Below are 13,252 nucleotides of genomic sequence, written 5' to 3' on the forward strand. Positions count from 1 at the left end.
CGGCCACCGCGCCGATCCGACATTCCGCCGGGACGCCTGCATGCAGCGCGCCCCGGCCTGCAGGAGACACCCATGAGCACCCATAACGAGTACGACTACATCATCATCGGCGCCGGTTCAGCCGGCAACGTGCTGGCCACCCGCCTCACCGAAGATGCCGATGTCAGCGTGCTGCTGCTGGAAGCCGGTGGCCCGGACTACCGGCTCGACTTCCGTACCCAGATGCCGGCTGCACTGGCCTTCCCGCTGCAGGGCAAGCGCTACAACTGGGCGTACAAGACCGATCCGGAGCCCTTCATGAACAACCGCCGCATGGACTGCGGCCGCGGCAAGGGCCTGGGTGGCTCGTCGCTGATCAACGGCATGTGCTACATCCGCGGCAACGCGATGGACTACGACAACTGGGCCAGCATGCCGGGCCTGGAAGACTGGACCTATCTGGACTGCCTGCCCTACTTCCGCAAGGCCGAAACCCGCGACATCGGCCCCAACGACTACCACGGTGGTGATGGCCCGCTGCGGGTGACCACGCCGAAGGCCGGCAACAACGAACTGTTCGCTGCGATGGTCGAAGCCGGCGTGCAGGCCGGCTACCCGCGCACCGACGACCTCAACGGCTATCAGCAGGAAGGCTTCGGCCCGATGGACCGCACGGTGACCCCGAACGGCCGTCGTTCCAGCACCGCCCGCGGCTACCTGGACCTGGCCAAGCCACGCCCGAACCTGACCATCGTCACCCACGCGCTGACCGACCGCATCCTGTTCTCGGGCAAGCGCGCGGTGGGCGTGCAGTGGCTGCACAACGACCAGCCGCAGCGCGCCACCGCCCGCCGCGAAGTGCTGCTGTGCGGCGGCGCCATCGCCTCGCCGCAGATCCTGCAGCGCTCGGGTGTCGGCCCGGCCGACCTGCTGCGCAGCCTGGACATCGACCTGGTGCACCACCTGCCCGGCGTCGGCGCCAACCTGCAGGATCACCTTGAGATGTACCTGCAGTACGAATGCAAGAAGCCGGTGTCGCTGGCGCCGGCGCTGAAGCTGTACAACCAGCCGGCGATCGGTGCCGAGTGGCTGTTCCTGGGCACCGGCATCGGCGCCAGCAACCAGTTCGAGGCCGGTGGCTTCATCCGCAGCGACGCCGAGTTCGACTGGCCGAACCTGCAGTACCACTTCCTGCCGGTGGCGATCAACTACAACGGCTCCAACCCGATCAAGGCGCACAGCTTCCAGATGCACGTCGGCTCGATGCGCTCGCCCAGCCGTGGCCGCATCCATGTGCGCTCGAAGGACCCGCGCGAACATCCGAGCATCCTGTTCAACTACATGTCGCACGAGCAGGACTGGCGCGAATTCCGCGCGGCGATCCGCATCACCCGCGAGATCTTCGCGCAGCCGGCGCTGGCCCCGTACAGCGGCCGCGAGATCTCGCCGGGCAGTGCACTGCAGACCGACGCGCAGATCGATGCATTCGTGCGCGAGCATGCCGAAACCGCCTACCACCCGTCGTGCTCGAACAAGATGGGCCATGCTGATGACCCGATGGCGGTGGTCGATGGCCAGGGTCGCGTGCACGGCCTGGAAGGCCTGCGCATCGTCGATGCCTCGATCATGCCGCAGGTGGTGACCGGCAACCTCAACGCGCCGACCATCATGATGGCCGAGAAGCTGGCCGACGTGATCCGCGGCCGCACCCCGCTGGCCCGCAGCACTGCGCCGTACTACAAGGCCAACGGCGCACCGGTGCGCAAGCAGGGCTGACGCAAGCGGCCCGGTTGGCGCCACGGTAGTGCCGGCCGCTGGCCGGCACCAACCGGAATCCCGATCGAGCACAGATGCCGGCCAGCGGCCGGCACTACCCAGCAAAGAGGCCCTTCGGGGCCTCTTCGCGTTTTCCCTACGGCGGGGTATGCTGCAATGACCGGCCATTGTCGATACGCTCAGGGCCGGAACCTAATACATCACGATTCCTGGAGGGGGAATATGAGTCTGGATCGTCCCTGGCTGCAGAGCTATCCGAAAGGCGTTCCCGCCGAGATCGACGTCAACGAGTTCCATTCGGTAGCTTCGGTCTTCGACGCTTCCGTCGCGAAATTCCGCGACCGTCCCGCCTACTCCAGCTTCGGCAAGGTCCTCACCTATGGCGAGACCGACGCGCTGGTCAATCAGTTCGCGGCCTACCTGCTGGGAGAGCTCAAGCTCAAGAAGGGTGACCGCGTCGCCCTGATGATGCCCAACTGCCTGCAGTACCCGGTGGCCACCTTCGGCGTGCTGCGCGCCGGCCTGACCGTGGTCAATGTCAATCCGTTGTACACCGCGCGCGAGCTCAAGCACCAGCTGATCGATGCCGGCGTGACCGCACTGGTGGTGGTCGACAACTTCGGCGACACCGTCGAGCAGGTCATCGCCGATACGCCGGTCAAGCACGTGATCACCACCGGCCTGGGCGACCTGCTTGGCGCCAAGGGCGTGATCGTCAACTTCGTGCTGAAGTACATCAAGAAGATGGTGCCCAACTACCATCTCAAGGGCGCGGTGCGCTTCCGCCAGGCGCTGAAGATCGGCAGCCGCCACAGCCTGCCCCAGGTCGAGATCGACCACGACGACATTGCGTTCCTGCAGTACACCGGCGGCACCACCGGCGTGGCCAAGGGCGCGATGCTGACCAACCGCAACCTGATCGCCAACATGCAGCAGGCCTCGGCCTGGATCAGTGCGTCGGGCATCGAGATGGGCAAGGAGTGGATCATCACCGCCCTGCCGCTGTACCACATCTTCGCACTGACCGCGAACGGGCTGGTCTTCATGAAGTTCGGTGGCTGCAACCACCTGATCACCAATCCGCGTGACATGAAGGGCTTCGTCAAGGAGCTCAAGTCGGTGCGCTTCACCGCCATCACCGGCGTCAACACGCTGTTCAATGGCCTGCTCAACACCCCCGGCTTCGACACGGTCGACTTTTCCTCGCTGAAGGTCACCCTGGGCGGCGGCATGGCGGTGCAACGCGCCGTGGCCGAGCGTTGGAAGAAGGTCACCGGGGTGACCCTGGTCGAGGCGTATGGCCTGACCGAGACCTCGCCGGCGGCCTGCATCAACCCGCTCACCCTGACCGAATACAACGGCTCGATCGGCTTGCCGATCCCGTCCACCGATGCCTGCATCAAGGACGACAACAGCGCCATCCTGCCGCTGGGCGAGGTCGGCGAGCTCTGCATCAAGGGCCCGCAGGTGATGAAGGGCTACTGGCAGCGCCCGGAGGAAACCGCCAAGGCGATCGATGCCGACGGCTGGCTGCATACCGGCGACATGGCGAAGATGGACGAACACGGCTTCTTCTACATCGTCGACCGCAAGAAGGACATGATCCTGGTGTCCGGCTTCAACGTGTACCCGAATGAAGTCGAGGACGTGATCGCGATGATGCCGGGCGTGCTGGAAGTGGCCGCGGTCGGCGTGCCGGACGAAAAGTCCGGGGAAGTGGTCAAGGTGGTCATCGTGAAGAAGGACCCGAACCTGACCGCCGAAATGGTCAAGGAGCATGCCCGGGCCAACCTGACCGGCTACAAGCACCCCAAAATCGTTGAATTCCGAAAGGAGCTGCCGAAGACCAATGTCGGCAAGATCCTCCGCCGCGAACTCCGCGATACGCCCGCCCAGTAAGGGTTTGCGGCAATTTGAACGATGCAGGGCCCGGGGCGGAAACGTCCCGGGCCCTTTCGCATGCGACGCCCCTGGGGCGGTGTAGCATCGCCGCGTGTGTGGACCGTTCGGCCCGCCGGCCACCCACCTGACACTGCGGGCCGCATGCCGAGGACCCTTCCATGAGTACCATCGAAAAGCTGCCTTCAAGCGGCTCACCGTTCGCCACCATCCGCACCGAAGACAGCGCCGGCGGCGCTGCCCACTGGCTGTTCATGCACGCCGATGCCGCCACCGGGATCCGCCCCTGCTGCCGCAAGGACATGCTCGACGAGATGTGGAGCTACATGGCGGCCATCACCCGCAGCCCTGCCGAACGCCACAGCGGAACATTGCGGCATTTCGTGCTGGCCTCCGATGCCGTCGCCTACAATCTGGGCGGCGACCTGGACCTGTTCACACGCCTGATCCGCGAAGGCAACCGCGACCTCCTGCTGAACTATGCCCAGCGCTGCGTGGAGGGCGTGCACCACCTGCACACCGGGTTCGGCGGCGACGTCCGTTCGATCGCGCTGATCCAGGGTGACGCCCTCGGCGGCGGGCTGGAAATGGCCCTGGCCTGCCACACCATCGTCGCCGAGGAAGGCAGCGGACTGGGCCTGCCGGAGGTGCTGTTCGGCCTGTTCCCGGGCATGGGTGCGTACTCCTTCCTGTGCCGGCGCGTGTCCCCCCACCTCGCCGAGAAGATCATCCTCGACGGCCGGGTCTACAGCGCCGAGGAGATGCACGCGATGGGCGTGGTCGACGTGCTAGTGAAGAAGGGCGAAGGCCGGGCGGCGGTGGAAGAACTGATCCGCCAGCAGCAGCGCACACCGCAGTCCTATCTGGCGATGAACGCCGCACGCGCCATCGCCCAGCCGGTCAGCTACGACGAACTGCTGGAGATCACCAAGGTTTGGGTCGATTCCGCCCTGGCCCTCGGCGACCGTTCGCTGCGCACCATGGACCGCCTGATCAAGGCCCAGACCCGTCGCGCCAGCCTCGACGCGGCCTGATTCATCCCTCCCCCAGGATGGGTTCAAGCCCGGTTGGCCACCGGGCTTTTTTTATGCACCCTGCCGTGGTTCAACGCGCCTCGCCATCGTCGGCAGCGCCGCGCAGCCGGCGTTCGGCCCGTGCCTCCAGCGCGCGCCGGCCTTCCTTGATCGCCTCCTGCAGGATGCCCAGGCGCTGGCGCCATTCGGTCTTCAGCTGCCAGTCGGCCATCCGCATCAGCTCGCCGGCACGGTTGGACGCGCGCATCAGGCCAAGGTTGCTGGCCACGCCCTTGATCGCGTGGGATTGTTCGCGGAACACATCCCACTGCGTGGCCTCACCGGCCTGCTCGGCCTTGCCCATGCAGCCCGCCACGTCCTCCAGGCACTGGCGGATGAACTCACGTTCGAAGCCCTCGCCCATCCCCAGCGAGGCCAGCTCGTCCAGCACGCTGCTGTCGAGCACCCCATCCTGCAGCGCCATCGGTCGCACCACCGGTGCGGCCATGGTCTTCAGCTGGGCGTTGCTGGCGATCTCGGCCAGGGTATCGAGCAGGCGCACCGCCACCACGGGCTTGGCCAGGAAAGCATGCGCCCCAGCCTGGGTGCAGCGCTGGATCGCCTCGGGCGTGACATCGGCACTGAGCACCAGCACCGGCGTGCGCGGACCGCCGCCGGCCTGCATCACCCGCAACTCCTTCAGCATGTCCAGCCCACTCATGCCCGGCATGTGCAGGTCGACGATGACCGCATCGAATTCACTGTCGGCCAGCGCATCCAGCACTGCCTCACCGCCGTCCACGCACAGCACGCGATGCCCGGCCTTCTGCAGCAGGCGCTGCAGGACCATGCGGTTGGCCTCGTGGTCGTCGGCCACCAGGATCTGCATGCTGCGCACGCGGGCGCGATGGCGCAGGAACGGGTCGGCAAATGCGATCACGTTGCCACCCGGCCCCGCGTCGTCGTCGCCGGTCAGGCTCGGCACCGCACCCGGCACCTGCGGTTGCGGCGGCGCGAACGGCAGCTCGACCCAGAAATGGCTGCCGCGCGGCGGGTTTTCCAGATAACCGATATCGCCGTCCATTGCTTCGACCAGGCCCTTGGCGATGGTCGTGCCCAGCCCGGTGCCCTCGTGGCGACGCGCCATGCTGACGTCAGCCTGCTCGAAGGCATCGAACAGCCGCGCACGCATGGCCGGCGCTACACCGATGCCGGTGTCGAGGATGTCGAAGCGCAGCCGCACCGCGCCACTGGTATCGGCCTGCACCACGCTGACACGGATTTCGACCCGGCCGTGATCGGTGAACTTGACCGCGTTGCCGGCCAGGTTCAGCAGGATCTGCCGCAGGTGCCCGACGTCTCCGCGCACGCGGGGCGGCACACCATCGGCGACCTTCACCCGGTAATCCAGGCGCTTGGCCTTGGCCTGCGGCAACAGGATCAGCCCGATCGCCTGGATCACGTCGGCCACGGCGAAGTCTTCGGCCACCACGCGCAGCTTGCCGGCCTCGATGGCCGAGATGTCCAGCACTTCCTCCACCAGCGCCAGCAGGCTGCGCGAAGACGCCTGGATGGTGTTGAGGCACTCGCGCTGCTCATCGTCCAGGCGCGTGGTCGCCAGTACTTCGGTCATGCCGTTGAGGCCGTTCAACGGCGTGCGGAACTCGTGGCTCATGTTGGCCAGGAAACGGCTCTTGGCCTCGCTGGCACGGCGCGCCTCGGCCATCGCTTCGGTCAGCTGCCGCAGCAGCGTCGAGAAGTACAGCGGCACCGCCGCCAGGCCGAGCCAGAGGCCGATGGCCAGACGGAAATTCTGTTGCCAGTAAGGCGTCAGCAGCACCGTGCAACCGAAGCTCACCATCGCCATCGCCACCGCCACGTACAGGTAGTGGTTGCCGAAGCGCATGCCGTTGCCGACTGTCACCCACATCACCACGATGTAGACCCAGGCCAGCGGCTCCCCCATCTGCACCATGCCGGCAGCGATCAGGCCATAGTCGGCGAGCATGCCCAGCACGCGGCGGGGATCGGAACGCGCCGGCCGCCACAGCAGCCAGCCGAACAGCAGCAGCGACAGGCTCAGGCCGGTCAAGACGATCGCCAGCACGCCCACGTACTGCGTGTGCGGCAGATCGTGGCGCGGCGCCTGCAACAGCACGTAGGCCAGGATCAGGCTGATCAGGACAATACGGACGATCTGCTGGCCGTGTTCGCTGTCCTGGCGCTGGGACAGGCGCAGCCGCAGCTGCGACAACAGCCGTTTCACGCGCCCAGCCCCGGGCGCGCGGACGCCATCGAATGCTCGGCGCAGATCTGGTCCAGCTGTTCGCGGCCGCGCAGCAGCGCGTCCACACATCGGGGATCGAACAGCCGGCCACGCTGGGCGTAGAGATAAGCCAGGGTGGCTTCCATGGTCCATGCTTCCTTGTACGGACGGGGCGAAATCAGGGCGTCGAAGACATCGGCGACAGCCACGATGCGCGCTTCCAGCGGAATCGCATCGCCGACCAGCCCATCGGGATAGCCGCTGCCATCGTAGCGCTCATGATGACGCAGTGCGATCAAGGCGCCAACCTGGATGAAACGATTCTGGCTGCCGCTCAGCAGTTCATGGCCAATCCGCGGGTGCCGGCGCATGATCGCCAGCTCCTCCTCGTTGAGCTTGCCCTGCTTGAGCAGCACCGCATCGGGAATGGCAATCTTGCCCATGTCATGCAGCGGCGCAGCCATTTCGATCAGGCGCACGTCCTCCTCGGGCAGCCCGAGCTGGTCGGCGATCAGGCCGGCCACGCGCGCCATGCGCTCCAGATAGGCACTGGTGCCTGCATCACGGAACTCGATCGCCCGCGCCAGCCGCGACAGCGTTTCGCGCTCCCGCTCTTCGACCTCATGCATGCTGGCCAGCAGGCGCTGCTCCAGCGACAGCGCCCGTTGCTTCACGTTCTCGGTCTGTTGGCGCAGCTGCAGCAGGTTGTAGCAGCGCGCACGCAGTTCGCGCGGGCGGATCGGCTTGACCAGGAAGTCGATGACGCCGGCTTCCAGTGCCGCCTGGCGGATCGGCTCGTCACCGACCACGGTGATCAGGATCACCGGAATGTCGCGGTGCTTGGGCAGCCGACGGAAACGGCGAGCGAATTCCAGCCCGTCCATCTCCGGCATGCGGTAATCGAGCAGCAGCAGGTCGACCGGATGGGCTTCACACCAGGCCAATGCGGTCAGCGGATCGCCGAAGTCATACACGCTCAGTTCCGGCGCGATGTCTTCGATGACGTGACGCAGCATCGTCCGGGCGGAAGTCTGGTCATCAACGATGACGATATTCAACGCGTACTCTGCCTGGTTTTTCGACCACGCTGGATCATCAGCAGGCGAGGATACTCTGCCGCTGCGAACGCTCGCACCCTGCATCGGCCTGACTCCCGTGTCGTGCATCCCGATTCATGATCGTCATCACAATGTGAAGCGGACTCCCCACACCGTGCCCTCCCCTAACGCCGATCAAGCCATAGCAGGCGTCAAGGTAGTGCAATTACGATACGCCGAGTGCGGGACGCGTCAATCGCGCCGTCTCGTTTCGGGACGGCGCGCACAATCGGGAGTCAAAAAGGTGACTTACTGCTCCGGACGCATGTACGGGAACAGCAGCACATCGCGGATCGAGCTGCTGCCGGTCAGCAGCATCACCAGACGATCGACGCCGATACCCAGGCCGCCGGTCGGGGCCATGCCGTACTCCAGCGCACGGATGTAGTCGGCGTCGTAGTGCATGGCCTCGTCGTCGCCACCTTCCTTCGCGGCCACCTGGGCCTGGAAGCGCTGGGCCTGGTCTTCCGGGTCGTTCAACTCGGAGAAGCCATTGGCCAGCTCCTTGCCGTTGACGAACAGCTCGAAGCGGTCGGTGTAGCCCGGATCATTGTCGTTGGCACGGGCCAGCGGCGAGACTTCCACCGGATGGTCGGTGATGAAGGTCGGCTGGATCAGGGTGTGCTCGACGGTGGCCTCGAAGATCTCAAGCAGCAGCTTGCCCCAGCCGTAGGACGGCTTGACGCGGATGTTCAAGCGCTCGCAATGGCGCAGTAGCGCGTCACGGTCGGTGCAGTCGGCAACCGAGATTTCCGGGTTGTGGTGGCGCACGGCTTCGTCCATGCGCCAGCGGCGGAACGCCGGGCCCAGGTCGATCTTCGCCCCGTCCCACTCGACCTCGGTGCTGCCGTTGACTGTCCTGGCCACGTCACGGATCACGCCTTCGGTCAGGTCCATGATCTCGTTGTACGTGGCATAGGCCTCGTACAGCTCCATCATGGTGAATTCTGGATTGTGGCGGGTGCTGACGCCTTCGTTGCGGAAGTTGCGGTTGATCTCGTACACGCGCTCCAGGCCGCCCACCGTCAGGCGCTTGAGGTACAGCTCCGGCGCCACGCGCAGGTACAGGTCCAGGTCCAGCGCGTTGTGGTGGGTGGTGAACGGCTTGGCCGCCGCGCCGCCGGGGATGTAATGCATCATCGGCGTCTCGACTTCCAGGAAGTCGCGGTTGTCCAGCCACGCACGCATGGCGCGGATGATCTTCGAGCGCTTGATGAAGACCGCGCGCGACTCCGGGGTGACGATCAGGTCGACGTAACGCTGGCGGTAACGCTGCTCGACGTCGGCCAGGCCATGCCACTTGTCCGGCAACGGACGCAGCGACTTGGTCAGCAGGCGGATCGACTCGGCCTTGACCGACAGCTCGCCGGTCTTGGTGCGGGTCAGGCCACCTTCTACGGCGATGATGTCGCCCACGTCCCAGCCCTTGAACGCGGTGTAGGCATCGCCCAGCACGGCCCCCTGCAGGAACAGCTGGATGCGGCCGGACTCGTCCTGGATCTGCGCGAAGCTCGCCTTGCCCATGATGCGCTTGGCCATCAGGCGGCCGGCCATCTTCACCTGGCGGCCGTTGCCTTCCAGCGCCTCGGCGGTCCACTGTTCGGCATCGGCGAATTCGTCCTGCAGGCGGCCGGCGAAGTCCTCACGACGGAAATCGTTCGGGTACGCGATGCCCTGCCCACGCAGCGCTTTGAGTTTCTCACGGCGCTCGGCGATCAACTTGTTCTCGTCGACGGGGGGGGTATCGGTAGCTTCGCTCATGGATCTGCGGGAATCGTGTAGTGAGGGGGGATGCTGCGCCCGGCACAGCCGGTTGCCCAGCATACCAAAACCGCCCTGCCCAAGCCGGGAGAGGGGTCAGATCCCTTTGCGCAGCAAAGGGATCTGACCCCATCCGGGACCCTACCTGGCCCCTGGATATCTACCTGTTCCCGGGGAACGCCTGGCGCAGCTCGTCCACCAGCACCCGCTGGTTTTCCGAGTAATCGATCGGTACCGACACCAGGTGCACCCCGCCCTCGTTGAAGGCCGCCTGCAGGGTCGGGATGAACTGCTCGATGGCGGTCACCTCATGCCCCTTGCAGCCATAGGCCTCGGCGTACTTCACGAAGTCGGGGTTGCTGAAGGTCATGCCGTAGTCGGTGAAGCCATCCACCGCCTGCTTCCAGCGGATCATGCCGTAGGCGCCGTCATTGAGGATCAGCACCACCAGGTTGAGCCCCAGCCGGCGCGCTGTCTCCAGCTCCTGGCTGTTCATCATGAAACCACCATCACCACACACCGCCAGCACCCGCCGCTGTGGATACAGGATCGAGGCCATGATCGCCGATGGCAGGCCCGCGCCCATGGTCGCCAGCGCGTTGTCCAGCAGCAATGTGTTGGCGACCTGGGTACGGTAGTTGCGGGCGAACCAGATCTTGTACATGCCGTTGTCCAGCGCCACGATGCCGTCCGGCGGCATCACCTGGCGCACGTCGTGCACCAGCCGCTGCGGTGTGAACCCGGCCTCTTCGGCGCGGTCGGCCAGATGCTCGAGGATGGTCGCGCGCAGCGGCAGCAAAGCATAGGCGTTCGGCACCGCGCCTTCGATGCGGTCGGCCAGTTGGGTGAGCGAACGGCCGATGTCGCCGATCACCTCCACCTGCGGGAAGTACACCTGTTCCACCGCCGCCTGCGAGTAGCCGATATGGATCACGGTCGGGCCACCCGGGCGCATCACGAACGGCGGCTTTTCGGTCACCTCGTGGCCGATGGTCACGATCACGTCAGCCTGGTCGATCGCCATGTGCACGTAGTCACGCTCGGTCAGCGCGGCGGTGCCCATGTACAGGCCCGAACCTCCGGCCACCGCGCCCTTGCCCATCTGCGTGGTGAAGAACGGGATGCCGGCGCGCAACACAAAGGCCGACAGCGCTTCACTGGACTGCGGTCGCGACGCCGCCGATGCGATCATCAACAACGGCCGCTTGGCATTGCGGATGATCTCAGCCGCCCGATCCAGCGCCTCCGGGCTGGCAATGGGACGGTCCACCGCATGCGGCGGAATCAGCGCCACGCCCTCGACCTCATCGGCCGCGATGTCTTCGGGCAGCTCCAGCAGCACCGGGCCCGGGCGCTCCTCCTGAGCGACACGGAACGCCTCGCGGACGATGGTCGGGATCGTGCGCGCCGAGACGATCTGCCGCGCCTGCTTGGTCAGCGGCTTCATCGTGCCGACGATGTCGACAATCTGGAAGCGCGCCTGCTTGCTGGCGACGATGCCCTTCTGGCCGGTGATCATGATCACCGGCCACGCACCCAGCAGCGCATAGGCGGCGCCGGTGGTGAAGTTGAGCGCGCCGGGGCCGAGCGTGGCCAGGCACACGCCGGGCTTGCCGGTCAGGCGGCCATAGGTTGCAGCCATGAACACCGCTGCCTGTTCGTGGCGGGTGATGACCAGCTCGATGCTGGAATGACGAAGCGACTCGACCACGTCGAGGTTCTCTTCGCCGGGAATACCGAAAATGCGCTCGACGCCTTCGTTCTCAAGCGCGGCGACGAGCAGGTCTGAACCCTTGGTCATTGGAATGCCGTCCTTTTCGCTGGACTGGTGGTGGATCGTTGCAGGAAGGATGAGAGCCGCGCGTCAACGCTTGTCGAACCACACCGTCTGCGCGTTGACGAATTCGCGGATGCCGAAGTGCGAGAGCTCACGACCGAAGCCACTCTTTTTCACGCCGCCGATCGGCACGCGCGGGTCTGAAGCGGAGAAGCCGTTGACGAACACGCCGCCGGTCTGCAGCCGGCGCGCCAGCTGCATGGCCCGTGCGCGGTCGCCGGTCCACAGGTTGCCGCTCAGGCCGAATTCGCTCTGGTTGGCCAGTTCCACCGCATGGTCGGCGTCGCGGGCGCGACTGATCGAGGCCACCGGCCCGAAGGTCTCGGTATCGAAGGCCTGCATGCCAGGCTCTACGTCGGCCAGCACGGTGGGTGCATAGAAGGCTCCAGGGCGATCCAGCGGGTGGCCGCCAACCAGCAGCCGCGCACCGGCCTCCACCGAAGCCCGTACCTGCGCATCGAGCTGCTCCAGCAGGTCCTGGCGCGCCATCGGGCCGATGCGGTTGGCCGGGTCGCGGCCATCGCCGATGGTCAGTGCCTGCACCTTCTGGCAGAACTGCGCCACGAAACGATCGTAGACCGCGTCTTCGACGATGATGCGCTTTCCGGCGATGCAGACCTGCCCGGTGTTCTGGAAGCGCGAGGCCACCGCCGCATCAACGGCGGCGTCCAGATCGGCGTCGGCCAGCACGATGAACGGATCCGAGCCCCCCAGCTCCAGCACCACCTTCTTCAGCGCCTGCCCGGCCTGGGCGGCGATGCTGCGGCCTGCGGCCACGCTGCCGGTCAGGGTCACTGCGGCGATGCGATCATCGGCGATCGCGCGGCTGGTGCCCTCGCGGCTGATGTTGGCGGCGATGAAGGTGCCTTCCGGCAGCCCGGCATCGCGCCAGGCCGCGTCGAGCAGCTGCGCGGTACCGACGATGTTCTCGGCCGGCTTCAGCAGGAAGCCGTTGCCGCCCATCAGGATCGGCACCGCCGCACGCATCACCTGCCAGTACGGGAAGTTCCACGGCATGATGCCCAGCACCACGCCCAGCGGCAGGTAGGCCACATAGGCCTTGTCGTCGGGCACCTGGGTCGGCTCGTCGCGCAGGAACTGCGCACCGTGGTCGGCGTACCAGTCGCACAGCACGGCGCACTTCTCGATCTCGGCCAGCGATTCGGCCTGCACCTTGCCCATCTCGGCGGTAGCCAGCGCGGCCAGCTTCTCACGGTCACGCCGCAGTACGGCGGCCATTGCACGCAGTACGTCTGCGCGCTGTTCGAGGCTCTTGACGCTCCAGGCCGCAAAGCCGACCTGGCCGCGATCGAGGATGGCTTCCAGTTCGGCGTCGGTAGCGAAGGGGTGGCTGGCGATCTGCTGGCCGGTGGCCGGATCACGGGAAATGGCGGTGGTGGGGGCAGCGGACATGCAGGGCTCCTGTTGTCTCGGCAACGGGCAGCGGCCCGTCTTCTGCACAGGAATGTGAACCCGATTGGCGGAGGCAACAAGGCGTCTGCTTATCCTGTGACCTGCACTTACCTGTCTGAATGGGGCTGTTTGCAGGGCTGCGCCCTGCACCCGCAGAGGCCAGGGCAACGTCAAGGTCAAAGGCCTGCATTCCGTGGGATGGCGGGGTGGG

At 66.1% G+C, this 13,252-nt stretch carries 8 protein-coding genes; 3 read left to right on the forward strand and 5 right to left on the reverse strand.

All coding sequences use genetic code 11. The annotated features are described in order from the left end of the window. Positions 1 to 72: 72 nt before the first annotated feature. The 3 genes from betA (at position 73) to N5E02_RS12435 (ending at position 4,688) form a co-directional block, all read left to right on the forward strand. Positions 73 to 1,755: a choline dehydrogenase gene (betA, locus tag N5E02_RS12425; RefSeq protein ID WP_005416392.1), complete on the forward strand. Its 1,683-nt coding sequence runs from the start codon at positions 73 to 75 to the stop codon at positions 1,753 to 1,755. A gap of 222 nt (positions 1,756 to 1,977) precedes the next feature. Next, entirely contained in the window at positions 1,978 to 3,654 is a 1,677-nt protein-coding gene (locus N5E02_RS12430; RefSeq protein WP_065177624.1) for a long-chain fatty acid--CoA ligase, read from the forward strand. Between the two features lie 161 nt (positions 3,655 to 3,815). Beyond that, on the forward strand, positions 3,816 to 4,688 hold the full coding sequence (locus tag N5E02_RS12435; RefSeq protein ID WP_065184932.1) for a crotonase/enoyl-CoA hydratase family protein: 873 nt from the start codon (positions 3,816 to 3,818) through the stop codon (positions 4,686 to 4,688). Between the two features lie 70 nt (positions 4,689 to 4,758). Here N5E02_RS12435 and N5E02_RS12440 read toward each other — a convergent pair whose 3' ends face one another. The 5 genes from N5E02_RS12440 to N5E02_RS12460 form a co-directional block, all read right to left on the reverse strand. After that, a complete protein-coding gene (locus tag N5E02_RS12440; protein WP_279946309.1) occupies positions 4,759 to 6,933 on the reverse strand; it encodes a response regulator in 2,175 nt (724 codons plus the stop codon). Next, positions 6,930 to 8,075, reverse strand: a complete 1,146-nt coding sequence (locus tag N5E02_RS12445) for a two-component system response regulator (RefSeq protein ID WP_032954148.1) — start codon at positions 8,073 to 8,075, stop codon at positions 6,930 to 6,932. Before N5E02_RS12445 ends, N5E02_RS12440 begins: the two co-directional genes overlap by 4 nt. A gap of 204 nt (positions 8,076 to 8,279) precedes the next feature. After that, the gene (lysS, locus tag N5E02_RS12450) at positions 8,280 to 9,791 is read right to left on the reverse strand and encodes a lysine--tRNA ligase (protein ID WP_053499438.1); all 1,512 of its coding nucleotides are present in this window, start codon (positions 9,789 to 9,791) and stop codon (positions 8,280 to 8,282) included. Positions 9,792 to 9,951: 160 nt separating this feature from the next. Then, the gene (locus tag N5E02_RS12455) at positions 9,952 to 11,592 is read right to left on the reverse strand and encodes an acetolactate synthase large subunit (protein WP_065184933.1); all 1,641 of its coding nucleotides are present in this window, start codon (positions 11,590 to 11,592) and stop codon (positions 9,952 to 9,954) included. A 63-nt stretch (positions 11,593 to 11,655) separates the two neighbouring features. After that, entirely contained in the window at positions 11,656 to 13,041 is a 1,386-nt protein-coding gene (locus N5E02_RS12460; RefSeq protein ID WP_065177620.1) for an NAD-dependent succinate-semialdehyde dehydrogenase, read from the reverse strand. Positions 13,042 to 13,252: the final 211 nt, after the last annotated feature.

Source organism: Stenotrophomonas sp. GD03777, assembly GCF_029842485.1.
Taxonomy (GTDB): domain Bacteria; phylum Pseudomonadota; class Gammaproteobacteria; order Xanthomonadales; family Xanthomonadaceae; genus Stenotrophomonas; species Stenotrophomonas sepilia.

What these genes read in the sequence shown, in the direction of transcription:
- N5E02_RS12430 (WP_065177624.1), top strand. Translation starts at nt 1,978, where the DNA reads ATGAGTCTGGATCGTCCCTGGCTGCAGAGCTATCCGAAAGGCGTTCCC.
- lysS (WP_053499438.1), bottom strand. Translation starts at nt 9,791, where the DNA reads ATGAGCGAAGCTACCGATACCCCCCCCGTCGACGAGAACAAGTTGATC.
- N5E02_RS12455 (WP_065184933.1), bottom strand. Translation starts at nt 11,592, where the DNA reads ATGACCAAGGGTTCAGACCTGCTCGTCGCCGCGCTTGAGAACGAAGGC.
- N5E02_RS12435 (WP_065184932.1), top strand. Translation starts at nt 3,816, where the DNA reads ATGAGTACCATCGAAAAGCTGCCTTCAAGCGGCTCACCGTTCGCCACC.
- N5E02_RS12445 (WP_032954148.1), bottom strand. Translation starts at nt 8,075, where the DNA reads ATGCAGGGTGCGAGCGTTCGCAGCGGCAGAGTATCCTCGCCTGCTGAT.
- N5E02_RS12460 (WP_065177620.1), bottom strand. Translation starts at nt 13,041, where the DNA reads ATGTCCGCTGCCCCCACCACCGCCATTTCCCGTGATCCGGCCACCGGC.
- betA (WP_005416392.1), top strand. Translation starts at nt 73, where the DNA reads ATGAGCACCCATAACGAGTACGACTACATCATCATCGGCGCCGGTTCA.